This window comes from Bradyrhizobium sp. 63_E2_N1_3 (assembly GCF_052076005.1).
Taxonomy (GTDB): Bacteria; Pseudomonadota; Alphaproteobacteria; order Rhizobiales; family Xanthobacteraceae; genus Bradyrhizobium; species Bradyrhizobium barranii.
The window spans coordinates 86,832-111,953 of the sequence record NZ_CP197235.1; the positions used below are offsets into that span (position 1 = coordinate 86,832).

The window sequence follows — 25,122 nt, forward strand, 5'->3', positions numbered from 1 at the left end:
TTCGCGACCAACGAGATGTGCTTCAATGGTAGCACGTTCAATGGGCTGGCTGGATTTGTCATGAGATCGATGCTTGCGGCAACACTGATGTTCGCGGCTGCCACAGGCGCTAGCGCCCAGATGACGACGCCAGAGATCCCCGGCACCAAGCCGAAGCCGGTCCAGACCGTGCCGATCCGGCCTCCCGCACTGCAGACGCCGTCGGCGACGGCCGATGCGATGGCGCAGGCGGAACGGCTGTCGCTCCAGTCCGACCTCGCCTGGGTCGGCCAATATAACGGCGCCATCACCGGCGACGTCAGCGCGCGCATGGTCGAGGCGATCAAGGAATATCAGAAGGCCAAGGGTGGCAAGCCGACCGGCGTGCTCAATCCGCAGGAGCGCGCTGCGCTCGCCGAGACCGCGCGGCGCAAGCAGGAGAGCGTCGGCTGGAAAATCGTGATGGAGCCGACCAGCGGCGCCCGGCTCGGCATCCCCGGCAAATTGGTGCCGCAGCAGGCGACCGACGCCAACGGCTCGAAATGGACTTCGCCGACCGGCACGGTGCAGGTGCTGCTGAGCCGCCGCAAGGAAGCGAACCCGACCACGGCGAAACTCGCCGAGCTGGAGAAGGAGCCGTCGGGGCGCAAGGTCGACTACACCGTGGTGAAGCCCGACTTCTTCGTGCTGTCGGGATTGCAGGGCCTCAAGAAATTCTACGTGCGAGGCACCTTTAAGGGCGACGAAGTCCGCACCATGACGATCCTCTACGACCAGGCGACCGAGAACACCGTCGAGCCGGTCGTGATCGCGATGTCGAGCGCGTTCAATGCGTTTCCGACGGGCCCGCAGGCCGGGCCGCCGCCGCGCAAGACCGTCGAATACGGCACCGGCGTCGTCGTCAGCGACGATGGTGCGATTGTCACCGACCGCCTCGTCACCGATAGCTGTCTCGCGATCACGATTGCCGGCTATGGCAGCGCCGACCGTCTCGCCGAGGACAAGGAGCACGATCTCGCGCTCCTGCACATCTACGGCGCGCGCGGCCTGAAGCCGCTCAGCCTCACCGGTGGCACAGCGAAGACGAGCGTCGATGTCATCGGCATTGCCGATCCGCAGAGCCAGGGCGGAGCTGCGGGCGTATCGAGCCTCAAGGGCGCGCTGGCGCCGGTCACAGCAAGCGATTCCGCGCTGTCGCCTCCACCGGCGGTCGGCTTCTCGGGCAGCCCGGCCATCGACGGCGACGGCAAGTTCGCCGGCGTCGCGCTGTTGAAGCCGGCGATGGTCGCGGGGCCCGCGACATCGGTGCCGGCGTCGCAGGCGGTGATGGTGTCTGCAGAAGCGGTGCGTAATTTCCTGAAGGCGAACGATGTCACGGCGAACGGCACGTCGACGGATGCGAAGGCGGCCGTCGTCCGCGTGATCTGCGTGCGGAAGTAGGCGAGAGAGAATAACACTTCTCTCGTGTCCCGGACGCGGTGCGGAACGCAATGCCCTCTCCGTTGAGCCACGCAGCTCCTACACGGTCTCACGTGCTCTTTGGCGAAGGTCCCAGATTTTCGAGGGGCGCGGTCAGCCTGCATGTAAGCCCGGCTGCGCCATACGAAACGTCAACGGAACCGCTGAAATCGTCCTTCAGCACCCGGGAAATCAGCCTGGAGCCAAAGCCTGTGCCGACGGGTTTCGATACGGACGGACCGCCAATCTCCTGCCAGACAAAGACAAATTTTGACTCGCCATCCTGAGCCTCGGTTGACCATGTAATCGATACGCAGCCTCCCGCTACGGTCAGAGCGCCGTACTTCGAAGCGTTGGTCGCGAGCTCGTGGAGCGCCAATGACAGAGCCAGCGCTTGTCGAGATTTCACGACGAGTGGAGGACCCGAGACGATGAAGCGGCCTTCGCCTGTCCGATAAGGTGCAAGAGCAGTGCCGATCACATCGTGGAGTGGCGCGGCCGCCCAATTTGATGCGGTCAGCAGATCCTGCGCTCGTCCAAACGCGCCGAGCCGTGCCTGGTACTTTTCGAGATCGGCTTTGCTCGTCGGGTCACGAAATGTCTGGGCAGCTACCGCGCTCAACACTGCGAGCGTGTTCTTGACGCGGTGCTTCAGCTCCTCATTGATGAGGTTCAGCGCTTCCCTTGCCATATGCTCGGACGTGACATCCCTGCAGACGACAAGCACGCCGCCCACCTTGCCTTCAAGATCAATTGGACCAAAGCTGTACGTCCACCAAACGTCCTCGCGGCGCCCGTGACGAGTCACCGGTACCAGCTGGTCCTCATTCCAGGTCGCCCCCTTGCCCGACATGACGTACTCGATCTGGGGACCAATGATGTCCCAGATCTCGGCCCAACACTCACGGCCGCGCGCGCCCAAAGCGCTTGGGTGCCTTTCCGGCCCCATCGTCTCCCGGTATGCATCGTTGTAGAACTGGATGAGTTCTGGTCCCCACCAAATGAACATCGGGTGCCGCGAGGTGAGAACGAGCCGCACTGTAACTCGAAGACTTTGGGGCCAAGTGTCCGGAGAGCCCACGGATGTGCTCGACCAGTCAAACGCTCGCGTCAAAGCGCCCATCTCGCCGCCGCCGGCCAGGAAGTCGCCGCTTATATCGCCGCCCATACGCACAGCCTTACTCAGACGCTGATCGACGAGCCTGCCGCCAGTGTTCCGCACCCTACATTGCCGAACTTGTGCCGTCATCTGCGCGGATCGGGCCGCATAGGCGACATCTGCCTCGCACCGAAAAATACCGCGGAGGTTCGAAAACCGCGAACCGCTGGATTTGCGGTCGCGACACCTGCCGGCGATTGGACGACGTCAGTTGCACAAGAGGTACGAGCGCACCGTCCTTGTGAATGCGCGGTCAGCTCAACCTGAACCTGACACCGCTCCGCGCAAGCCCTCCAGAGATCCCGACCGGCGTGCCGTCCGCGCGCCAGCAGGCGGCGCCGGTCATGGTGCCGTCGTCGTGGAAGGCAATGCCATTCATGCCGCCCGCCACCGTCGCAACGGGCTGCACCTTGTGGCCGAGGCCCGCAAGCTTCGCGCGCACGGCCTCCGGCACCTTCTGCTCGACTTCGAGCGCGTTACCTTCGGTCCAGATGCGCGGCGCCTCGACCGCTTCCTGCAGGCTCATGCCGTGGTCGATCAGATTGACCAGCGCCTGCATCGCGCTGGGGAAGATACGTTTTCCCCCGGGCAGGCCGAGCGCATAGCGCAGCTTGCCGTCGCGCAGCGCCATCATCGGCGACATCGAGGTGGTGACGCGCTTGCCCGGCGCCAGCGACAGCGCGTGGCCGGGACGCGGATCGAACAGGTTCATGTAGTTGTTGGCGATGGCGCCCAGGCCCGGAATCATGATCTTGGCGCCAAAGAGATTGTTGATGGTCTGCGTGGTCGCGACGACGTTGCCGAACGCGTCTGCCGCTGTCATGTGCGTGGTGTGCGCGCCTTCGAGCTGCGAGACGCCGGCGCCCCAGGCCTGGGCCCGCGCCGGATCGATGGCGCGGCGGCGTTCCTCGGCATAGGCCTTCGACGTCAGCCGCTCCACGGGGACGCCGACATAATCCGGATCGCCGCTGGCCGCGGCGCGATCGGCAAAGGCGATCTTCAGGACTTCGGCGAGATAGTGGATCGTCTCCGGCGTGCCGAAGCCGAGGCCTCCGATGTCATAACCCTCCAGAATGTTCAGCATCTGCGCGATGTGCACGCCGGAGGCCGCGGGCGGCGGCGGGCCAAGGATGGTCCAGCCGCGATAGTCGGCGCGGATCGGTTGCCGTTCGACGGTCTTGTAGCCGGTCAGATCGTTGCGGCGGATGAAGCCGCCGGCCTTCTCCATGTAGTCGACGAGGATGTCACCAAGCGGCCCCTCGTAGAGCGCGGTCTCGCCGTGGTCGGCGATGGTGCGGAGCGTCTCGGCATATTCGGCCTGCACCACGCGTTCGCCGACCTTGAGCGGCTCGCCATCAGGCAAATAGATCGCCGCAATTGGCTTGTCCTTGCGCATCTCGGCAGCGCTCTCGCTGATGCATTCGTGCAAATACGGCGTCGCCGCATAGCCGCGCGCGGCATGCTTGATCGCGGGCTGCATGACGTCCGCGAGGCTCATGGTGCCGAAGCGGCGCAGCGTCTCGCACCAGGCTTTCAGCGAGCCCGGCGTGGCGACCGCCTTCGGGCCGTTGAGGTTCTCGTTGCCGACGGTGTCGAACACGTCATGCGCCGCGCCTGGCGCGGAGGTATAGCTGGTGTCACGTACCGCCGCGGGCACAGTGCTCTGCCCGTCGATGAAACGGTGGCTGCCGTCAGCCAGACGTATATGCGCCATGCCGCCGCCGATGATGCCGACCATCATCGGCTCGACCACGGTCAGCGTGAACAGGGTCGCGATCGCGGCGTCGATGGCGTTGCCGCCCGCGGCCAGCATCTCGGCGCCGGCGCTGGAGGCCAGCGGATGGTTGCTGACCACCATGCCGCGGCTCGAGACCGCCGGCATCTTCTCGCATTCAAAGATCGTTGCCGTCCGGTCGCGCCAGTTTCCGCCCATGCCGCCTGCCCCTTTTATTCACGGCGGCAAGCACATCATACGCGCGATGACGGGTCCAGTATTGGTACGGATTAGCTGGCATTCCCGATTCTGCCATCATCGTTAGCGTTGATTCGGACATCCGCGGTCCCCTTTGGATCGGGCAGGGCACGTCCTGAGCGAGTAGAGCTCAGCATCGAGAAGCGATGCACGTTCGCGTGGCGTTACCCCACAGACCCAAGCATTCCAAAGGATTCAACTTTCCATGCACACGATCGTACTGGCCACCCAAAAGGGTGGCAGTGGCAAGAGCACGCTTGCCATCGGCCTCGCGCTGGCGGCCAAGCAGGCCGGCTTCACCGTCCGCCTGATCGAAACCGACCCGCAGGGTACCCTGTCCAACTGGCTGCGTCGCCGCCACGCTGACGATCTCGTCGTCGAGCCGATCTATCACGCCGCCGACATCGCGCCGCGCCTGAAGATGCTGGCCGACAGCGGCTTGCAGCTCGCGATCGTCGACACCGCGGCCGGCCTCAGCGCCGCGACCACCGCCGCGATCCGCCATTCCGACCTCTGCCTGATTCCGGCTCGCCCGAGCGTTGCCGACATCGAGGCGACCGTCTCGACGCTGAGCGTCGCGCGCGCTTGGAAGCGGCCCTACGGCTTCGTGCTGAACCAGGCGCCAATCCGCGGCCAGCGCATCGACAACGCCGCCAACACGCTCGCCGAGGAAGCCGCGCTCGATCTCGCCGAGGTGCTCGCGCGCCCGCTGATTGTGATGCGCAACGACCACCAGGACTCGCTCGCGAGCGGCCTCGCCGTCAGCGAATTCGCGCCGAACGGCAAGTCGGCGGACGAGATCCGCGGCCTCTGGCGCTGGATCGAGACCCGTCTCGAGCTCGAAGCCACGACCAATGTCCTGATCGACCAGGTCATCTCGGTCGCGGACGGGATGCTGCGCGTCGCCGCCAAACACGCGGCGGACGAGACCACGACACTGGCGTCCTGAGCGGGGCGATCGCTCGGACGACAGGCGGCCTCTTCACTTATCCGGTTGAAGAGTCCAAGCGATGAAGCAATCCGGCCACCAGCCCGGCCGGATTGCTTCGCTGCGCTCGCAATGACGGCGTGGTGGGGTCGTCGCCTTCGCCGAGACTCACGGCCTATCGGCGGCAGGCCCGATCTTCACTTCTGACATTTCTGACACCAGAAGGTGGAGCGCCCGTTCTGGGTGAATCGCTTCACGGTGCCGCCGCACCCTGGCGTCTTGCAGGTCTCGCCCTCGCGGTCATAGACCTTGAAGGAGTGCTGGAAATAGCCGAGTTCGCCCGAGGTCTGGCGATGGTCGCGCAAGCTGGAGCCGCCGGCCTTGATCGCGTCGTTCAGCACGGTGTGAATGGCACTCACCAACCGCTTCGCGTGATCGGTCGGCTCGCCGCCGCCAACACCCTTGCGACCCTTGGTCGCGAGCGTCGCAGCAATGCGGCGCGGTGACAGATGCGAGCGATGCAGCGCTTCGCAGACATAGATGTTGCCGAGCCCGGCGACCACGCGCTGGTCGAGCAGCGCGGCTTTCAGGCTCGTCGTCTTGCCCTCGCACGACCGCGCCAGCATCGCGGCGTCGAATTCGTTGCCGAGCGGCTCGGGACCGAGATCGCGCAGCAGTGGCTCGTCTTCAAGCGCGTTGCGCGCGATGACTTTCATGTAACCGAAGCGGCGCGGGTCGTTGAACACGATGTCGGCGCCGGAGGACATCCGAAACAGCACGTGGTCGTGCGTGGAGTCCTTAGCCCGTGGGTAGTGAAACTCGCCCGGCGCGGCCTCGTTGTCCGGCTTGATGACGCGGAACGAGCCCGACATGCCCAGATGCATCAGCAGCACGTCGCCGGAGGCGAGATCGGCCATGAGATATTTTGCACGGCGGCCAAGCCCCGTGACGACCTGCCCCTGGAGCCGGGCCACGAAATCGGGCTGGAACGGAAAGCGCAGATCCGGCCTGCGGGCCTCCGCGACGAGGATTTTCGCACCCTCCATGACGGGCTGAAGGCCGCGGCGGACGGTCTCGACTTCGGGCAATTCAGGCATGGTCAGGCATTCACCTTATGAGGGCGGTGTGATAGCGCCATTGCGGCGGCCGCGCTATGGTCCGCCCAGTGGAGTAGAGTAATGGATCGGCCGGGCGAAACCACGCATTTTGGCTTCAGGGACGTTCCCCTGGGGGACAAGCAGACGCTGGTGAACGATGTGTTTCACAGCGTGGCGTCGCGCTATGACTTGATGAACGACCTGATGTCCGGTGGCCTGCACCGGGTCTGGAAGGACATCATGATCAACGCGCTCAACCCGCCGAGGGGTGACCGGCCGTTCGCGCTGCTCGATGTTGCCGGCGGCACCGGCGACATCTCGTTCCGCGCTGCCAAGGCGGCAGGTCCCGGCTTCCATGCCACGGTCTGCGACATCAACGCCGAGATGCTGGCCGTGGGCCGCGAGCGCGCCGCGAAGCGGCATCTCGAGACCCAGGTCGATTTCGTCGAGGGCAATGCCGAAGCGCTCGCCTTCGCCGACCGCAGCTTTGACGCATATACGATCGCTTTCGGCATTCGCAATGTGCCGCGGATCGACCTGGCGCTGCGCGAGGCCTATCGCGTGCTGAAGCCCGGCAGCCGCTTCCTGTGCCTGGAATTCTCCACCGTCGAGATGCCCGGGCTCGACCGGATCTATGACCTGTTCTCGTTCAAGGTGATCCCGCCGCTCGGCCGCATGGTCACGGGCGACGCCGAGTCCTACCAGTATCTCGTCGAATCGATCCGCAAGTTTCCGAAACCCAACGCCTTCGCCGACATGATCCGCGACGCCGGCTTCGCCCGCGTCGGCTGGCAGACATTGTCCGGCGGCATCGTCGCACTGCATTCGGGCTGGCGTTTGTGATTTCTTCCATTACCCACATTTCGCGCCTGATCCGCGCCGCGTTCGTGTTTGCGCGCGAGGGCGTGTTCGGTTCCGTCGATCCGACCCTGGTGCCGCCGCCAGGGCAACTCGCGCTGAAGCTTGCGCGCCTCGTCGAACGGCGCGGTCCAAAGCACGGACCACGGCTGACGCGCGCGCTGACCCGGATGGGCCCAGCCTATCTCAAGCTCGGGCAGTTTCTGGCCACGCGTCCCGACGTCGTCGGCGTCGTCATGGCGCGTGATCTGGAAAGCCTCCAGGATCGCTTGCCGCCGTTTTCGCAAGCCGAAGCGGAAGCCGCGATCGCGAGCTCGCTGGAGCGTGCGCTCAAGGACGTGTTCACGAGCCTCGGCCCGCCGGTCGCCGCCGCCTCGATCGCGCAGGTGCATCGCGGCGAGGTGTCGCGCGACGGTGTCCGCAAGCCTGTCGCGGTGAAGGTGCTGCGGCCGAACGTGGCCTCGCGATTCCGCCGCGACCTCTCCGATTTCTTCTACGTCGCGCACAAGGCCGAGACCTATTCGAGCGAGGCGCGGCGTTTGCGCCTGATCGAAGTCATCAACACCATGTCGCGCTCGGTCGCGATGGAGATGGACCTGCGGCTGGAAGCGGCTGCAATGTCGGAGATGGCGGAGAACACGGGCGACGATCCTGATTTTCGCGTGCCAACCGTCGATTGGGACCGCACCACGCACAACGTGCTGACGATGGAGTGGATCGACGGCATCGCGCTGAACGATCACAAGCGCCTTGCAGAGGCGCAGGTCGACCTGCCCGATCTCGGCCGCAAGGTGATCCAGAGTTTTCTGCGCCACGCGCTCCGCGACGGCTTCTTCCACGCCGACATGCATCCGGGCAATCTGTTCCTCGATGACGCCGGCCGTCTGGTCGCGGTCGATTTCGGCATCATGGGCCGGCTCGGGATGAAGGAGCGGCGCTTCCTCGCCGAGATCCTGCTCGGCTTCATCACGCGCGATTATCGCCGCGTCGCCGAGGTGCATTTCGAGGCGGGCTATGTGCCGGCGCATCACTCGGTCGAGAATTTCGCGCAAGCGATCCGCGCCATCGGTGAGCCCATTCACAACCGCACGGCGGAAGAGATCTCGATGGCGCGGCTGCTGACGCTGCTGCTCGAGGTAACCGGCCTGTTCGACATGACGACGCGGCCCGAGCTGATCCTGCTGCAGAAGACCATGGTGGTGGTCGAGGGCGTGGCGCGCGCCTTCGATCCCAAGCTCGACATCTGGAAGGTCGCCGACCCCGTGGTGCGCGAATGGATCGAGCGCAATCTCGGCCCGATCGGCCGCGTGCAGGGCGCGCTCTCCGGCGGCAGCGACCTCGCCCGCGTGCTGATGCGCCTGCCCGACATCGCGCAGCGCTCGGTCGCGGTGCTCGAGCAGCTCGAGACCATGACGCGGGAAGGCATCCGGCTGTCGCCGGAGAGCATCGCCGCGATGGGCCGCAGCGAAGGCCGCAAGAATCGCTGGCGCACCGTGGCGCTCTGGATCATCGCCGCCACCTTCATCGGAATCCTGATCGCCGTTCGGAATCTGTGATTGCACTGCAATCACGAAAACGATAGCATCGCTATCATTCCGTGCTGGAGGGGCGTCATGGCAAGCCTGACCATCCGCAAGCTCGACGAGGGCGTCAAAACCTATTTGCGCCTGCGCTCGGCCAGGAACCGCAGGTCGGTCGAGGAAGAGGTCCGGGTCATCCTCGGGGAGCTGATCGAGGGCCGCGAGGAGCCGCTGACGCCGTTTGCGCTGCCGCCGGCCCAATCTACCGCCCCCACGCCGCAACGGACCGGCGCCCTTCCCGAGGCCAGCGTCACCCTGATCATCGGCGGTGGCATCGCGGCCTATAAGTCGCTCGACCTGATCCGCCGGCTCAAGGAGCGCCGGATCGAGGTCCGTTGCGTCCTGACCAAGGCGGCTCAGCAATTCGTCACGCCGCTGGCCGTGAGCGCGCTGTCGCATGAACGCGTCTACACCGACCTGTTCGACCCGCAGAGCGAGTTCGACGCCGGGCACATTCGCCTGGCGCGCGAGTGCGACCTGATCGTCGTCGCGCCCGCGACCGCCGATCTCCTGGCGAAGATGGCCAATGGCCACGCCGATGATCTCGCCAGCGCCATCCTGCTCGCAACCAACCGCAAGGTGCTGCTGGCGCCGGCGATGAATCCGCTGATGTGGAACAATGCCGCGACCCGCCGCAACGTCACGCAGCTTCAGCGTGACGGCATGGTGCTGATCGGCCCGAATTCAGGCGAGATGGCCGAGGCGGGCGAAGCCGGAATCGGCCGCATGTCCGAGGCGATCGAGATCGCCACCGCCGCCGAGCGCCTGCTGCGGCCGCCGGTGCCGCGCCCGCTCGCCGGCAAGCGCGTGCTGATCACCGCAGGTCCCACCCACGAGCCGATCGACCCGGTGCGCTACATCGCCAACCGCTCCTCCGGCAAGCAGGGCTTTGCCATCGCCGCCGCCGCGCAAGCTGCGGGTGCCGAGGTGATTTTGGTCAGCGGCCCGGTCGATCTCGGCGATCCCCCGGGCGTGACGGTGAAGCGCGTGGAATCGGCGCGGCAGATGCTGGAGCAGGTGCAGGCGGCGCTTCCCGCCGACATCGCGATCTTCGCGGCCGCGGTCGCGGACTGGCGGGTTGCCAGTGAGGGCGAGCAGAAGCTGAAGAAGACCTCGGCCGGCATGCCGCCGCTTCAGCTGGTCGAGAATCCCGACATCCTCGCCACGATCTCGAAGCTGACCGACCGGCGCCCGCCGCTGGTGATCGGCTTTGCCGCCGAGACCGAGCACCTCATCGACAACGCCAAGTCCAAGCTGGCCCGCAAGGGCTGCGACTGGATCGTCGCCAACGACGTCTCGCCGGCCACCGGCGTGATGGGCGGCGACCGCAACACCGTGCATCTGATCAGTCGCAAGAATGGTGAGGAGGACGGCGAGATCGCAGTTGATTCCTGGCCGGTGATGACCAAGGAACAGGTCGCCATCGAGCTGGTCGCGCATGTCGTCAAGAGCGTGACCGACAAATCCCGGGAGCCGGCATCTTGAGCACGAAAGTCACGGTCGAACTGCAGCAACTGGCCCACGCCGAAGGCCTTCCGCTGCCGGCCTATCAGACCTCCGAAGCCGCCGGCCTCGACCTGATGGCCGCAGTTCCCGACAGCGAGCCGATGACGCTCGCCCCCGGCCAATATGCGCTGGTGCCGACGGGCCTCGCGATCGCGCTGCCGCCCGGCCACGAGGCGCAGGTGCGGCCGCGCTCGGGCCTTGCGGCCAAGCACGGCGTCACCGTGTTGAACTCGCCCGGCACGATCGATGCGGACTATCGCGGCGAGATCAAGGTGATCCTGATCAACCACGGCGCGGCGCCCTTCGTGGTCAAGCGCGGCGAGCGCATCGCGCAGATGGTGATCGCGCCGGTGGTGCAGGCAGCGCTGGTTCCCGTGGCGACATTGTCCGCGACCAATCGCGGCGCCGGCGGCTTCGGCTCGACCGGCCGCTAACACACGGCAACTCCAGCCGAATCATCCCGAAGAACGACGTGGATTGGAACCGCGCGCCCGGCATTTTTGTGGGACCGCCTTTGCGTTCACGATCTGGACTCTTACCGCTGGAGTCACGGTGGGGGTATTGTCGTTTGATTCGCGCGCGACGGGGGTCGCCGCGCGCAAATTCGTGCGATCTGGGGCAACTATGTCAGGCGTGATCGTGTCGATGCGTCGGACGCTGCTGTCGTGCACATCGTTGGCGCGCAACGGCTTGTTGGGAGGCGCTCTCGCGGCGCTGCTGCCGGCTGCGCCGGCTGAGGCTGCCGACCTCGTCGACACACTTTCCATAATGCTGGACTTCAACCGGCAGGAACTCGCGGTGCTGGCCACCGCGCTCGCGCTGCTCGGCTTCTCGGTCGTGGCCGCGATCCTGTTGATGCGCACGCGCGTGCGCACGGCGAACAACGAGGCGCGGCTGCGCGCGCGGATCGGGGAACTGCAACTCCAGTCCGATCGCTTCGGCGCGTTGCTGTTCGCCGAGCCGCAGATCCTGATCTCCTGGCCGGCCGGCGACAATCGCGCGCAGATTTCCGGCGACATCTCCATGGTGCTGCCGCGCGATTCCTCCCCCCAGCGCGTCCTCGCGTTCGGAACATGGCTGCCGCCGGAGCCCGCGCTCCAAATGGATCACGCGGTCGATGCGCTGCGTGATCGCGGCGACGGGTTCCAGCTGACGCTGACCACCGCGCACGGCCACACGCTGGAGGCCATCGGCCGTGCCATCGGCGGCCAGGCCATTGTCAGGATTCGCGAACTCTCCGGACTCCGGCGCGATCTGGCCGAGACCAATTTGCGTTACAAGGCCCTCGCCGACGAGACCGAGATGCTGCGCGGCTTTGCCGCCGCCGCGCCCTGGCCGATCTGGGCCAAGGCCGAGAACGGCGCGCTGAGCTACGCCAATCCGGCCTATGTGCGCGCGACCGAGGCAAGCAGCGTCACCGACGCCCAGCAGCGCAAGCTCGAGCTGCTCGACAGTGCCGACCGGACCGCGATGGAGCGGGGCCTGAAGGACGCGGCCAGTTTCACCTCGCGGCTGCCGATCGTGATCGGCGGTGAGCGGCGCATCTACGACGTCCGCGCGGTCAATGTCGGCAGCGGCAATGTCGGCGTCGCCATCGATGCCAGCGAGGCGGATGCGCTGAGCTCGGCGCTGGTGCGGATGGCGGAGGCGCATCGGCGCACGCTCGACCAGCTCTCCTCGGGCGTTGCCGTGTTCGACGGCCAGCGCCGGCTCGCCTTCTACAACGATTCCTACCGCCGGCTGTGGGACCTCGACCGCATCTTCCTCGACGCCAATCCCGACGATTCCAGCGTGCTCGACCAGCTCCGCGCAGCGCGCAAGCTGCCGGAGCAGCCGGACTTCCGCGCCTGGAAGGCCAAGCTGCACGAGGCCTATCGCGCGGTCGAGGCCGCCAAGGACACCTGGTACCTGCCCGATGGCCGCGCGCTCTCCGTCGTCACCACCCCGAATCCGGAAGGCGGCGTCACCTATCTGTTCGACGACGTCACCGAAAGCCTCGAGCTCGCCCGCCGCTTCGACGGCATGATTCGCGTCCAGCGCGAGACGCTGGACAGCCTCGCCGAGGGCGTCGCGGTGTTCGGCAGCAACGGCAGGGCGCAGCTGTTCAACCCGGCCTTCGTCCGGATGTGGAAGCTGTCGAGCGACGCCATGCGCGACGAGCCGCACATCCAGACGGTCGAAGGCTGGTGCCATCAGCTGTTCGACGACCCGCAAGTCTGGCGCCAGATCCGCGAGGCCGTCACCTCGATCGAGAGCCGCGCCGACGTGCCGCTGAAGCTGGAGCGCAAGGACGGCAGCGTGCTCGACGGCATGATCCGTCCGCTGCATGACGGCGCGACCATGCTGACGTTCCAGGACATCACCGACACCGAGAATGTCGAGCGTGCGCTGCGCGAGCGCAACGAGGCGCTGGAGGCCGCCGACCAGATGAAGGTGGATTTCGTCCACCACGTCTCCTACGAGCTGCGCTCGCCGCTCACCACCATCATCGGCTTCGCGCATTTCCTCAGCGATCCCTCGACCGGGCCGCTGACGCCGAAACAGGCCGAATATCTCGACTACGTCACCAAATCGACCAACGCCCTGCTGGCGCTGACCAACAACATCCTGGATCTCGCCACGATCGACGCCGGCGCCATGAAGCTGGAACTCGGCCCGGTCGACGTCAGCAAGGCCATCGAGCTCGCCGCCGAGGGCATCCAGGACCGCCTCGCCACCGACCGCATCCGTCTCAAGGTCGAGATCGCGCCCGATATCGGCAGCTTCGTCGGCGACGAGAAGCGCGTGGTGCAGGTGCTCTATAACCTCCTCGCCAACGCCGTCGGGTTTTCTCCACAGGATTCCACCGTCGGCATCAGCGCACGCCGCACCGAACGCAGCGTGGTCTTCACTGTGACAGATTCCGGGCCTGGAATACCTGCCGACATGAAGGACAAGGTGTTCAACTGGTTCGAAAGCCGCTCGCAGGGGTCGCGTCACCGCGGCGCCGGGCTCGGCCTGTCGCTGGTGCGCTCCTTCGTCGAGCTGCATGGCGGCAAGGTGCGGGTGGATTCGATCGTGGGCAGGGGCACGGTCGTGATCTGCGACTTCCCGACCGACCAGGCGGCGCATCGCGACGCCGCCGAATGACTGAACCGACCACATTCTCCGTCGCGCTTGTCAACGAGACGGCCACTGCGCAATTGATGGCCGACCTTGCGCTGCTGGTCGGCCCCGGCGACGTCATCACCCTCACCGGCGATCTCGGCGCCGGCAAGACTGCGGCTGCGCGAGCCATGATCCGCTATCTCGCCGGCGACGAGACGCTGGAAGTTCCGAGCCCAACCTTCACGCTGGTGCAGGGTTACGAGCTGCCGCCGTTTCCGGTGATGCATGCCGATCTCTACCGCGTCGAGGACGAGAGCGAGCTCGAGGAGATCGGCCTGTCGCCGCTTCCCGATGCCACGCTCGTCCTGATCGAATGGCCGGAGCGCGCACCGTCGGCGATGCCGCAAGACCGCATCGACATCGCGCTGACGCACCGGCCGGCGCTGGGCTCGAATGCGCGCGCCGCCGACATCACCGGTTACGGCAAGGCCGCCGCGCAAGTCGCGCGGCTGAAGGCGCTACGGGAATTCCTCGAGGCATCCGGCTACATGGATGCAACGCGCAAGCACATGGCCGGCGATGCCTCGACCCGCTCCTATGCGCGGCTGCAGCGTAACGACGAGATCGTCATCCTCATGAACTTTCCGCAGCGGCCCGACGGCGCTGCGATGTACAACGGAAAATCCTACAGCGCGGCAGTGCATCTTGCCGAGAACATCAAGCCGTTCGTTGCCGTCGACGAAGGCCTGCGCGTGGCGGGAGTCTCAGCGCCCGCGATCCACCATTACGATCTCGACCACGGCTTCCTGATCTCCGAGGATTTCGGCAGCGACGGCGTGATCGAAGGCGATCCGCCGCGCCCGATCGCCGAACGTTACGAAGCTGCGACCGACGTGCTGGCCGTGCTGCACGGCAAGACATTGCCGGAGACGCTGCGGCTGGCGGATCAGACCTACACCATTCCTGCCTTCGACACCGAGGCGCTGCTGATCGAGATCGGGTTGATGCCGGAATGGTATCTGCCCGATCGCAACGCGCCACTGAGCGACGAGAAGCGCGCGGAATTCTTCGCGATGTGGCGCGAGCTGCTGAAGAAGCCGCTGGCCGCGCCAAGAACCTGGATCATCCGCGACTACCACTCGCCCAATCTGATCTGGCTCGCCGATCGTACTGGCATGGCGCGCGTCGGCGTGATCGACTTCCAAGACACCGTGCTCGGGCCGCACTCCTATGACGTAGTGTCGCTGCTGCAGGACGCGCGTATCGACGTCCCTGAGACCCTCGAGCTGACACTGCTGTCGCGCTACATCAAGGCGCGGCGCACGGCCGATGCGAGCTTCGATCCGGCCGGCTTCGCCGAACTCTACGCCATCATGTCGGCGCAGCGGAACACGCGCCTGCTCGGCACCTTCGCCCGCCTCAACCGCCGCGACGGTAAGCCGCATTATCTTCGCCACCAGCCGCGGATCTGGACCTACCTCCAGCGCTCGCTGGCACATCCCGCGCTGGCTCGCCTGCGCGACTGGTATCTCGCCAACGTCCCGCCGCCCCGGGGGGCGTCCCAAGAGCCGTCCGAAGAGCAGCCTCAAGAGCAGCCCCAAGCCTGATTCGCGGCCCGATTTACCGCCTGTTAGCCATCGCATCGGTATCATCGCCCGCAGGCAGCCGGACAAAGACGGGGCTGGAGCAAGGGCAGATGGCGGTCAAGACGGACCATCGTGGCAACAGCCGGGTTGTTTTCGAGCGCGGGATACCGGCCCAGATGATGGGGATCGACGGCACCTGGCGGCGCGAGTGCACCATGGAGGACGTCTCCGAGAGCGGCGCCAAGCTGACCATCGACGGCTCGGTCGAGGGCCTGCATCTGAAGGAATTTTTTCTCCTGCTGTCGTCTACCGGACTTGCGTACCGGCGCTGTGAGCTGGCGTGGGTCAATGGCGACCAGATCGGCGTCAATTTTCTCAAGCTCGGCGACAAGAAGAAGAAGGCGCGTTCCACATCCGTTGGGGCGTGACGGCCACACCCGTCGTACAACCGTCACGGCAGGTGGTTAAGGCGGTTAAGACGCGGTGCGGCCAATTGCGGTCCGTGTTAGGATTGCTGCGTACGCGAACTTCAAAAGTTCTCGATTCCGGGAAAGACGAGTCTGAGAAAGCGCACGATGTCCGTCAAACCGACCAAAGCCATGGTGCTCGCTGCGGGGTTCGGGCTGCGCATGCGTCCGTTGACGGAGAAGATGCCGAAGCCGCTCGTGCCGGTGGCCGGCCAGCCGCTGCTGGACCATGTGCTCGACAAGCTCGGCGACGCCGGCGTGACCGAGGCGATCGTCAATGTGCACTATCTGCCGGACCAGATCATCAACCACACCGCATCCCGCCAGCATCCGCGCGTGACCATCTCGGACGAGCGCGACCAGGTGCTCGGCACCGGCGGTGGCGTGGTCAAGGCGCTGCCGCTGCTCGGCGACGCGCCGTTCTTCCATGTCAATTCCGACACGCTGTGGATCGACGGCGTGCGCTCGAACCTGGCGCGGCTTGCGGAAAACTTCGACCCTGAGCGCATGGACATCCTGCTCTTGATGGCGCCGACCGCGACCAGCATCGGCTATAGCGGCCGTGGCGATTACGGCATGCTGCCCGACGGCGCCCTGCGCAAGCGCAAGGAAAAAGAGGTCGTTCCGTTCGTCTATGCCGGCGCGGCGATCCTGTCGCCCTCGATCTTCGCCGACGCGCCGACGGGCGAGTTCTCGCTGACCAAGATGTTCGACCGCGCCAACGAGCAGGAACGGCTGTTCGGCCTCCGCCTCGACGGCGTCTGGATGCATGTCGGCACGCCCGATGCCGTGCATGCGGCGGAAGAGGCGTTTCTGGAGAGCGTGGCGTAAGCTGCTCTCGTGTCCCGGACGCGAGTACCGTAGGGTGGGCAAAGCGAAGCGTGCCCACCATCTCTCTGCTTAGAGATCGGGGATACATGGTGGGCACGGCGCGAGTGCGCCTTTGCCCACCCTACGACACCTGATCCTAGTCAGGCGAACAGCGGGGACTATCTCCCCTCCACCCATATCCATTTGAATCCGCCTCCCTATATTGGCGCCTGATTCCCGAATCAGGCAGCCCATGCGCGTTTTCAGCGTTCCCATCTCAGTTCCGTTCCTGCGCACGGTCGTCTCGAGCCTGCTCGACGGCCGGCTGGTCGACGGATTCGAGGCGCGCAAGGAACCGGCGCGGCTTGCGGATGCCACGCTGTACCTGCCGACAAGGCGCGCCATGCGCGTCGTGCGCGAGATCTTTCTCGACGAGATGGCCGCCGATGCGGTGGTCCTGCCCCGCATCGTCGCGCTCGGCGACATCGACGAGGACGAGCTCGCTTTCGCCGACGAGGGCGAGCAGTTCTCCGGCGCAGCGCCGCTCGACATTCCGCCGCGGCTTGGCGAGCTGGAACGGCGGCTGACGCTGGCGCAGCTCGTCGCCGCCTGGGCCAAGGGCCCGGTGCTGTCCCCGCTGGTGGTCGGCGGCCCCGCCTCGACGCTGGCGCTGGCCGGCGACCTCGCGCGCCTGATCGACGACATGGTGACGCGCGGCGTCGACTGGAGCGCGCTCGACGGCCTCGTGCCCGACATGCTCGACCGCTACTGGCAGCACTCGCTCGAATTTTTGCGGATCGCGCGCATCGCGTGGCCCGGCCATCTCGCCGAGATCAACCGGATCGAGCCCGCGGCGCGGCGCGACCTCCTGATCGCGGCGGAAGCCAGGCGGTTGACCGCGCATCCCCATGGCCCCGTGATCGCGGCGGGCTCGACCGGCTCGATGCCGGCCACCGCAAAATTCCTGCATGCGGTCGCATCGCTGCCGCATGGTGCCGTGGTGCTGCCCGGCCTCGACACCGACCTCGACGACGACGCCTGGCGCAGCATCGGCGGCGTGCGCGATTCGCTCGGCAAGTTCGCCGAGCATCCGGCGTCGAACCATCCGCAATATGCTATGCACGCGCTGCTGGATCGCTTCGGCATCAAGCGCGGCGATGTCGAGCTGCTTCAACCGGCAGCGGACGGTGGCCGCGATCTGCTCGCCTCCGAATCGATGCGGCCATCTGCCAAGACGGAAGTCTGGCACGACCGGCTGAAGCAACCGGATGTCGCAGCGAAGATCGCCGGCGGCATGTCAAACCTCGCGGTGGTCGAGGCGCCCAATCCCGAAATGGAGGCCCTCGCGATCGCCATTGCGATGCGCGAGGCGCGCCATCTCGACAAATCAGCGGCGCTGGTGACGCCGGACCGCGCGCTGGCGCGGCGGGTGATGGCCGCGCTGACGCGATGGGATCTCGCCTTCGACGATTCCGGCGGCGACGTGCTGATGGAAACGTCCGCCGGCGTTTTTGCGCGCCTCGCGGCCGAGGCTGCGACCAAGGGATTGGAGCCGCCGACGCTATTGGCGATGCTGAAGCATCCGCTGTGCCGGCTTGGCCGGCTGCCTGGCGCATGGAAGGCGGCAATCGAGGGCCTCGAGCTTGCAGTCCTGCGCGGCACGCGGCCGCCTGCGGGCACCGCAGGCCTGCTGCGCGAATTCAATCGTTTCCGCGAGGAGCTGGCAAAGCTGTGGCGCAAGGAGGTCTCTGCGCTCCACCACGCGGAGCCACGTGCGCGTCTGAAGGCAGAGGACCTCGATCGCATCCAGGCGCTGATCGATGCCCTGCGACAAGCGTTGGCGCCGATCGAGAGTCTCGCGTCATCGAAACCGTACGACTTCGCCGAGCTCGCGCACCGGCATCGCGAGATCATGATCGAACTGTCGCGCGACGAGCAGGGCATCCCGCTCGCTTTCGAGGAGCGCGAGGGCCTGGCGCTCGCAGCCGCCTTCGACGACCTCCTGCGCGGCGGCACCACCAGCGGGTTGATGGTGACGCTGTCTGACTATGCCGACGTTTTCCAGACCGCGTTCAGCGACCGGGCCGTGCGGCGGCGGGACAGACCCGGCGCGCGGCTGCAGATCTACGGCCCGCTGGAATCGCGCCTGATGCAGGCCGACCGGATCATCATCGGCGGCTTGATCGAAGGCGTCTGGCCGCCGGCGCCGCGCATCGATCCCTGGCTCAGCCGGCCGATGCGGCACGAGCTTGGCCTCGATCTGCCGGAGCGCCGTATCGGCCTCTCCGCACACGATTTCGCGCAACTGCTCGGCGGCGGCGAGGTGATCCTGACCCATTCCGCGAAGGCCGGCGGCGCACCAGCGGTCGCCTCGCGCTTCCTGCACCGGTTAGAGGCGGTCGCGGGCGGCGAGTTCTGGAAGACGGCCATCCGCGCGGGCGAAAAATACGTGCAGTTTGCGGGCGCGCTGGACCAGCCCGACGAGGTCAGGCCGGTCAAGCAGCCCGAGCCGCGGCCGCCGCGCGCGACGCGGCCGCTCAAGATGTCGGTCACCGCGATCGAGGACTGGCTGCGTGATCCCTACACGATCTACGCAAAGCACATTTTGCGGCTCGACGCGCTCGACCCCGTCGACATGCCTCTGTCGGCCGCCGACCGCGGCTCGGCGATTCACGATGCGCTCGGCGAGTTCACGGAAAGCTACGCCGCGCGCCTGCCCGACGATCCCGCCCGCGTGCTGCACGCGATCGGTAAGAAGTATTTTGAGCCGCTGATGGAGCGCCCCGAAGCGCGCGCGCTGTGGTGGCCGCGTTTCCAGCGCATCGCGCGCTGGTTTGGCGAATGGGAGACGGCGCGTCGCGACGTGATCGAGGTCATCACGGCGGAGACGCGTGGCGAGATTTCGATCCGGCTCGACCACGAGCGCAGCTTCCAGCTCTCCGCCCGCGCCGACCGCATCGAGCGGCGCCAGGGCGGCAGCTATGCTATCCTCGACTACAAGACCGGGCAGCCGCCGACCGGCAAGCAGGTCCGCATGGGCCTGTCACCGCAGCTCACGCTGGAAGCGGCGATCCTGCGCGAGGGCGGCTTCCCTGACATCGACGCGGGTTCGTCCGTCAGCCAGCTCGTCTATGTGCGCCTGAGCGGCAACAATCCCCCCGGTGAAGAGCGCATCCTCGAGCTCAAATATAGGCAAGGCGACGAGCCGCAGCCGCCGGACACGGCCGCCGCCGAAGCACGGGCCAAGCTGGAGGCGCTGATCCGTGCCTTCGAGGACGAGAACCAGGCGTACACCTCGCTGAACCTGCCGATGTGGACCAACCGCTACGGCACCTATGACGACCTCGCCCGCATCAAGGAATGGTCGGCGGCCGGCGGCCTGGGGATCGAAGAATGGTAAAAGCGCTACGCCCCATCCCGAATGCTGTGCGCGACACACAGAGGCGCGCGTCGGACCCGACCGCGTCGGCCTTCGTGTCGGCCAACGCTGGCTCAGGCAAAACGCATGTGCTGGTGCAGCGCGTGATCCGGCTGCTGTTGTCAGGTGTGCCGCCGGAAAAGATCCTCTGCATCACCTTCACCAAGGCGGCGGCCGCCAACATGGCTGAACGCGTTTTCACCACGCTTGGCCATTGGGTGACGCTGGACGATGCGGAGCTTGATGCAGCGATCCGCGACGTCGGCATTCCCCATCCGGACCGAAAACTGCGCCGCGAAGCACGAAAGCTGTTCGCCTGCGCGCTGGAGACGCCGGGCGGATTGAAGGTGCAGACCATCCACGCGTTGTGCACCCGGCTGCTCCAGCAGTTTCCGTTCGAGGCCAATGTTCCCGCGCGCTTCGCCGTGATCGACGAGCGCGACCAGACCGACATGATGGAGCGCGCCAATCTGAAGGTGCTGCTGGAAGCCGCGCGCGATCCGGAGACCGTCACCGGCCGCGCGCTGCTCACCGCGATGGCGAGTGCGGCCGACGTCACTTTCAAGGAGGTCGTGCGCGAAGCCTGTCTCAGCCGCGATCATTTCATGGCCTGGACCGACGAGGCCGGCAACGCCGGGGCAGCTGCTGAGCAGATGGCGGCGGTGCTGGGCGTGGAGGCGAGCGATCGGATCGAGGACGTCGAGACGGAAATTCTCGACGGTCCCTTCCTGCCGCGGTCGCGTTGGGACGACATTGCCTTCGCGCTGGAAGACGGCAGCAAGTCCGACAACGACCAGGCGAGTCGCCTCCGCGAGGCGAAGGTCTTCTCCGGTGCCGCACAGGTCGATGCCTATCTCGGCGTCTTCCTCACCGACGAAAAGCTGCCGCGCAAGGCGGTGCTGACGAAGAAGTTTGGCGATCACAACCCATCCGTCGCCCGCCTGTTCGAGAACGAGGGGCAGCGCCTCGGCGGATTGATCGAGAAGCGCCGCGCGGTGACCATGCGTGACCGCACCGCGGCCCTGCTGCACATCGCGACCGCGGCCGCCGCAAACTACCGCCGTGAGAAGCAGGAGCGCGGGCTGCTCGACTACGACGACCTCATCGACAAGACGCTGGCGATGCTGAACCGCGTCTCTTCAGGCTGGGTGCATTACAAGCTCGACCGCGGCGTCGATCACGTCCTGATCGACGAAGCCCAGGACACGAGCCCGCGGCAGTGGGACATCGTCGCGCACATCATTTCCGAGTTCACCGCGGGCGAAGGCGCGCGCGAAGGGTTGAACCGCACCGTCTTTGCCGTCGGCGACGAGAAGCAGTCGATCTTCTCCTTTCAGGGCGCCCAACCCCGAGAATTCGACGCGCGCCGGCGCGAGCTGCGCAGCAAGTTCACCGCCGCCGGGCTGAAGTTCGATCCGGTCGCCTTCACCTATTCGTTCCGTTCGGGCGCGGCGATCCTGCACTCGGTCGACCACGTCTTCCGCGAGCCCCAGATCTACAAGAGCATCCATTCGGCAGAGATCGGCCATCCCCTGCACAATGCGCTCGCCGATGCGGGCCCGAGCGTGATCGAGCTGTGGGATCTCGCCGAGCCCGATGACAGGCAGGAGATCGAGGGCTGGCGCGCGCCGTTCGATGGCGTCGCCGCCACCAGCCCCGAGGTGAAGCTCGCCCGCCGCATCCAGACCGAGATCAAGCAACTGGTCGAGAGCGGCACGCTGACGGGACACGAAGGCGAGCGCCGCCCCTTACGTTACGGCGACATGCTGATCCTGGTGCGCCGGCGCGGCAATGCGTTCGACGCCGTGATCCAGGCGCTGAAGCACGCCAATGTTCCGGTCGCCGGCGCCGACCGGCTGAAGCTGACCGAGCACATCGCGATCATCGACCTGATGAATCTCGCGGACGCGCTGCTGCTGCCGCAGGACGATCTCGCGCTCGCGGTTGCGCTGAAGAGCCCTCTGTTCGGGCTCGATGACGACGACCTGTTTCAGCTCGCCTGGGGCCGCAAGGGGTCGCTGCGCCGCGCGCTTGCCGAACATGCCGCCACAAGCGAGACGTTCGCCACGGCACTGCGGCGGCTTGAAGCCTGCGAGGCGCGGTCGCGCGACGAGACTCCGTTCGCCTTCTACGCTTGGCTGCTCGGCGGCGACGGCGGACGTGCGCGGATCCTGCGCCGGCTCGGCCATGAGGCCAACGACGCGCTCGACGAGTTCCTGGAGCTGGCGCTGAATTACGAGCGCAAGGCACCGGCCTCCCTGCAGGGTTTCATGGCCTGGCTGCGCTCGGCCGACACCGAGGTGAAGCGCGACATGGAGATCTCGCGCGACGAGGTGCGGGTGATGACGGTGCACGGCGCCAAGGGCCTCGAAGCCTCCGTCGTGTTCATGGTCGACACGACATCATCGCCCGCGGATTCGCAGCGGGTCCGGCTGATCCACGTGCCGCGCGGCAATGGCGGCGAGGTCGTGGTCTGGGCCGGGCGCAAGGCCGACGATCCCAAGCCCGTCGCCGACGCACGCAAGGCCATGATCGAGGAGACCGAGGACGAGTATCGCCGCCTGCTCTATGTCGCGATGACGCGCGCGGCCGATCGGCTGATCGTCGGCGGCTGCATGCCCGGTAACATGAAGACGGTCCGCAAGCTGAGCTGGTATGACCTCATCGACACCGGGCTCACCGGCTCGGGCCTGGACAAGCAGACGATCGAGACGCCGCTCGGTAAGGTGACCCGATTCGCCCGGCCGGAGGATGTCGGGGCGCTCGGCACGCCTGCGATGTCGGTGGACCAATCGATCGCATTGCCGGACTGGCTGCGGACGCCGTTACCGCACGAGAGCGTCGATGACGATCCAGTGCGCCCCTCCGGCCAGTCGGCCGAGGACGGCCGAAGCGTGCGGCCAGGCGAATCGGTGCAGTCGCGCGCGGTGGCGCTGCAGCGCGGCACGCTGGTGCACCGGCTGCTGCAATCCCTCCCCGACATCGCCCCCGAGCGCCGGCGCGAGGCCGCGCTTGGCTTCATGGCGCGCAACGCGCCCGACTGGACGGAGGCCGACCGGACCGCGCTGGCCGACAAGGTTCTCGCCCTGATCGCCGAACCGCGCTTTGCCCCGGTGTTTACCGCCGGCAGCCGTGCCGAGGTCTCGATCGTCGGCCGAGTGGACCGGCCGGGGCGGCCGCCAGCGCTGGTGTCGGGGCAGATTGACCGGCTGGTCGTCCGTCCGGACGAGGTTCTGATCGTCGATTTCAAGACCAACCAGGCGGCGCCCAAAAGCGCCGCGGAGGCGCCCGCCGCCTATGTCCGGCAGCTCGCGCTGTACCGGGCGGTGCTGGCCCGGCTTTATCCCCAAAAGCCGATCCGGGCCGTCCTGCTCTGGACCGAGGCCCTTGAATATATGGAGATTTCAGCCCCCGCGCTGGACGCGGCGCTGGCATCCCTTCATGTCGGCGTGAGCGTCCTTGACCCGGCAAGGAGCCGTTCATAGGTTGACGCCATGATCCCGGGCGCGATTCCACGTCGCGCCGATTCTCTTTCAACCGTACGAGGTGCTCCAATGGCCGTTGGCAAGGTTTCCGATACCGATTTCGAAGCCGAAGTGCTCAAGGCGAACGGCCCTGTGGTCGTCGATTTCTGGGCCGAATGGTGCGGCCCCTGCCGCATGATCGCACCCGCCCTCGACGAGATCGCCGGCGCGATGGGCGACAAGGTCAAGATCGTCAAGCTCAACGTCGACGAGAGCCCGAAGACCGCGTCCAAGTATGGCGTGATGTCGATCCCGACGCTGATGATCTTCAAGGGCGGCGAGATGGCCTCCCGTCAGGTCGGCGCCGCGCCGAAGGCGAAGCTTCAGCAGTGGATCACGTCCGCGGTTTGATCCGCGGCACGTGTAACTGAGAATTCTTCAACGGCCGGCAACACGCCGGCCGTTTTATTTTTGCTCGACGTCAATCATGCCGATCTCGTTTCGGCGAGTTTGGCGAGACTGGCGAGAACATCGGGAAAGTCCGACGCGACAGCCGGACCGATCTCGGACGCCTGCGGCCCTCGCGCGTCGACGGCGTAAACGATCCGTGTGCGCCCTGCCCCAAGGGATTCGATGCGATGGGCGACCTTAATGACGAGATCGCCGACTCGCGTTTCGTCGATGAAGCACGCGTTCTCGCGGACCTCGATCAACTGCGAGCGCAGCGCCTCCTCGCCGGGAGGCTTCATCGTGAACCAGGTCCCTGCCGCAAATGGCCCGTCAATGTCGATCTGCTCGATACCTGCGTTCCAGGTTTTCCAACCCGGCACATCGCGGAAGATGCTCCAGACCGTCTCCGGGGCTGCCGATGTCTCGACCGCGTATTCGCCCCGCCAGACATTGTCGTCGTTCATCGCACGCTGCCCTCCTTAATATGTACGCTCATCATAAGCGCGCTTATTGAGGAGTCGAGGCAACCGGGACGAAGCGCCTCTATCCAACCCACCCCGTCGCCAATGCATTCGCCAGCTCCGGCTGGCCATTGCGGCGCGCGAGTACGGCCATCGCCTCGTGGTCATATGCGACGTGCCGGAACGTCACCTGCCAAACACCGTCAACGAGCTCAAGGATCGCATAGCGCGCGTGCGGCGTGCCGGCTTCGACGACATGCGGGAATGGATGCACGTCGCGATAGCCGGGGCTGCCGACGCTGCCGGGATTGACGATCAACCGGCCGTCGCGCAACCGCACCGCGCGGGCAAGATGGGTGTGCGCGCAAAGGATCAGCGTTTGCGTGACGCCCTGCGCGAACTGCTCGATGCGGTCGAGCGGCGAGAGCGCCACCGTGCCGTCGGGATGCACGGTATCGAGCCAATAGACCTCATCGTCATCGGGCGTCGCATGACAGAGGAAAACCTGCTCGCGAAACACCCGCGTCATCGGCTGCGCGCGCAGCCAGTCGAGTTGCGCGGCATTGAGCGCTTCGTAGGCTGGACGGTCCCACGATCCCATCTGTTCCGGCGGGCGATCGAGCAGGTAGCGGTCGTGATTGCCGAGCACGTGCACGGCGTCGAGCTGCATCAGGATCTCGATGGTCCGGCGCGCATCGAGCGGGCCGCTCAGCATGTCGCCGAGATTGACGATGTCGGCGATGCCCTGCGCGCGGATGTCGGCAAGCACCGCCTCCAGCGCGAGATGGTTCCCGTGAACGTCGGCGATCGCGGCGAAACGCATTGAGATTCCTGTAGCCCGG

18 protein-coding genes are annotated in these 25,122 nt (G+C 66.3%); 13 read left to right on the top strand and 5 right to left on the bottom strand.

Annotated features, from left to right (window positions below):
* Positions 1-60 precede the first annotated feature (60 nt).
* Entirely contained in the window at positions 61-1,419 is a 1,359-nt protein-coding gene (locus AB7531_RS00385) for a serine protease (protein ID WP_063985959.1), read from the top strand.
* A gap of 88 nt (positions 1,420-1,507) precedes the next feature.
* Here the strand turns inward: AB7531_RS00385 and AB7531_RS00390 are convergent, their stop codons facing one another.
* Positions 1,508-2,605, bottom strand: coding sequence for a sensor histidine kinase (locus AB7531_RS00390; RefSeq protein WP_063980153.1), 1,098 nt, complete (start codon positions 2,603-2,605; stop codon positions 1,508-1,510).
* Between the two features lie 244 nt (positions 2,606-2,849).
* Positions 2,850-4,529, bottom strand: a complete 1,680-nt coding sequence (gene ggt, locus AB7531_RS00395; protein ID WP_063980154.1) for a gamma-glutamyltransferase — start codon at positions 4,527-4,529, stop codon at positions 2,850-2,852.
* 244 nt (positions 4,530-4,773) lie between these two features.
* Between ggt and AB7531_RS00400 the strand changes: the two genes are divergently transcribed.
* Positions 4,774-5,517, top strand: a complete 744-nt coding sequence (locus AB7531_RS00400; RefSeq protein WP_063980155.1) for a ParA family protein — start codon at positions 4,774-4,776, stop codon at positions 5,515-5,517.
* Positions 5,518-5,693: 176 nt separating this feature from the next.
* On the opposite strand, the gene mutM is transcribed toward AB7531_RS00400, so the two are convergent.
* Entirely contained in the window at positions 5,694-6,593 is a 900-nt protein-coding gene (gene mutM / locus AB7531_RS00405; protein WP_063980156.1) for a bifunctional DNA-formamidopyrimidine glycosylase/DNA-(apurinic or apyrimidinic site) lyase, read from the bottom strand.
* 81 nt (positions 6,594-6,674) lie between these two features.
* Here mutM and ubiE point away from each other — a divergent pair, with 81 nt between their 5' ends.
* From ubiE to trxA, 11 genes are all read left to right on the top strand, one after another.
* Positions 6,675-7,436: a bifunctional demethylmenaquinone methyltransferase/2-methoxy-6-polyprenyl-1,4-benzoquinol methylase UbiE gene (gene ubiE, locus AB7531_RS00410; RefSeq protein ID WP_014490941.1), complete on the top strand. Its 762-nt coding sequence runs from the start codon at positions 6,675-6,677 to the stop codon at positions 7,434-7,436.
* The gene (ubiB, locus tag AB7531_RS00415; protein WP_063980157.1) at positions 7,433-9,007 is read left to right on the top strand and encodes a 2-polyprenylphenol 6-hydroxylase; all 1,575 of its coding nucleotides are present in this window, start codon (positions 7,433-7,435) and stop codon (positions 9,005-9,007) included. Before ubiE ends, ubiB begins: the two co-directional genes overlap by 4 nt.
* Positions 9,008-9,064: 57 nt before the next feature.
* Positions 9,065-10,516: a bifunctional phosphopantothenoylcysteine decarboxylase/phosphopantothenate--cysteine ligase CoaBC gene (coaBC, locus tag AB7531_RS00420; protein ID WP_063980158.1), complete on the top strand. Its 1,452-nt coding sequence runs from the start codon at positions 9,065-9,067 to the stop codon at positions 10,514-10,516.
* Positions 10,513-10,971: a dUTP diphosphatase gene (gene dut / locus AB7531_RS00425; protein ID WP_063980159.1), complete on the top strand. Its 459-nt coding sequence runs from the start codon at positions 10,513-10,515 to the stop codon at positions 10,969-10,971. The genes coaBC and dut overlap by 4 nt, the downstream gene beginning before the upstream one ends.
* Positions 10,972-11,161: 190 nt before the next feature.
* A complete protein-coding gene (locus AB7531_RS00430; RefSeq protein WP_063980160.1) occupies positions 11,162-13,666 on the top strand; it encodes a sensor histidine kinase in 2,505 nt (834 codons plus the stop codon).
* Positions 13,663-15,231 (top strand): tRNA (adenosine(37)-N6)-threonylcarbamoyltransferase complex ATPase subunit type 1 TsaE, encoded by a 1,569-nt coding sequence (gene tsaE / locus AB7531_RS00435; protein ID WP_063980161.1) that lies wholly within the window; start codon positions 13,663-13,665, stop codon positions 15,229-15,231. Before AB7531_RS00430 ends, tsaE begins: the two co-directional genes overlap by 4 nt.
* Before the next feature lie 89 nt (positions 15,232-15,320).
* Complete coding sequence (locus AB7531_RS00440) at positions 15,321-15,638, top strand: PilZ domain-containing protein (protein ID WP_014490931.1); 318 nt, start codon at positions 15,321-15,323, stop codon at positions 15,636-15,638.
* Between the two features lie 147 nt (positions 15,639-15,785).
* Complete coding sequence (locus tag AB7531_RS00445; protein ID WP_063980162.1) at positions 15,786-16,508, top strand: nucleotidyltransferase family protein; 723 nt, start codon at positions 15,786-15,788, stop codon at positions 16,506-16,508.
* A 232-nt stretch (positions 16,509-16,740) separates the two neighbouring features.
* Entirely contained in the window at positions 16,741-19,887 is a 3,147-nt protein-coding gene (gene addB, locus AB7531_RS00450; RefSeq protein ID WP_063980163.1) for a double-strand break repair protein AddB, read from the top strand.
* Positions 19,881-23,390 carry a double-strand break repair helicase AddA gene (gene addA / locus AB7531_RS00455; RefSeq protein ID WP_231143735.1) on the top strand — a complete coding sequence of 1,170 codons (3,510 nt, stop codon included), beginning with the start codon at positions 19,881-19,883 and terminating at the stop codon, positions 23,388-23,390. The genes addB and addA overlap by 7 nt, the downstream gene beginning before the upstream one ends.
* A 69-nt stretch (positions 23,391-23,459) precedes the next feature.
* Positions 23,460-23,780, top strand: a complete 321-nt coding sequence (trxA, locus tag AB7531_RS00460; protein WP_007598398.1) for a thioredoxin — start codon at positions 23,460-23,462, stop codon at positions 23,778-23,780.
* 74 nt (positions 23,781-23,854) lie between these two features.
* On the opposite strand, the gene AB7531_RS00465 is transcribed toward trxA, so the two are convergent.
* A complete protein-coding gene (locus AB7531_RS00465) occupies positions 23,855-24,283 on the bottom strand; it encodes an SRPBCC family protein (protein WP_063980165.1) in 429 nt (142 codons plus the stop codon).
* A gap of 79 nt (positions 24,284-24,362) precedes the next feature.
* Positions 24,363-25,103, bottom strand: coding sequence for a metallophosphoesterase family protein (locus tag AB7531_RS00470; RefSeq protein ID WP_063980166.1), 741 nt, complete (start codon positions 25,101-25,103; stop codon positions 24,363-24,365).
* Between the last annotated feature and the right edge of the window lie 19 nt (positions 25,104-25,122).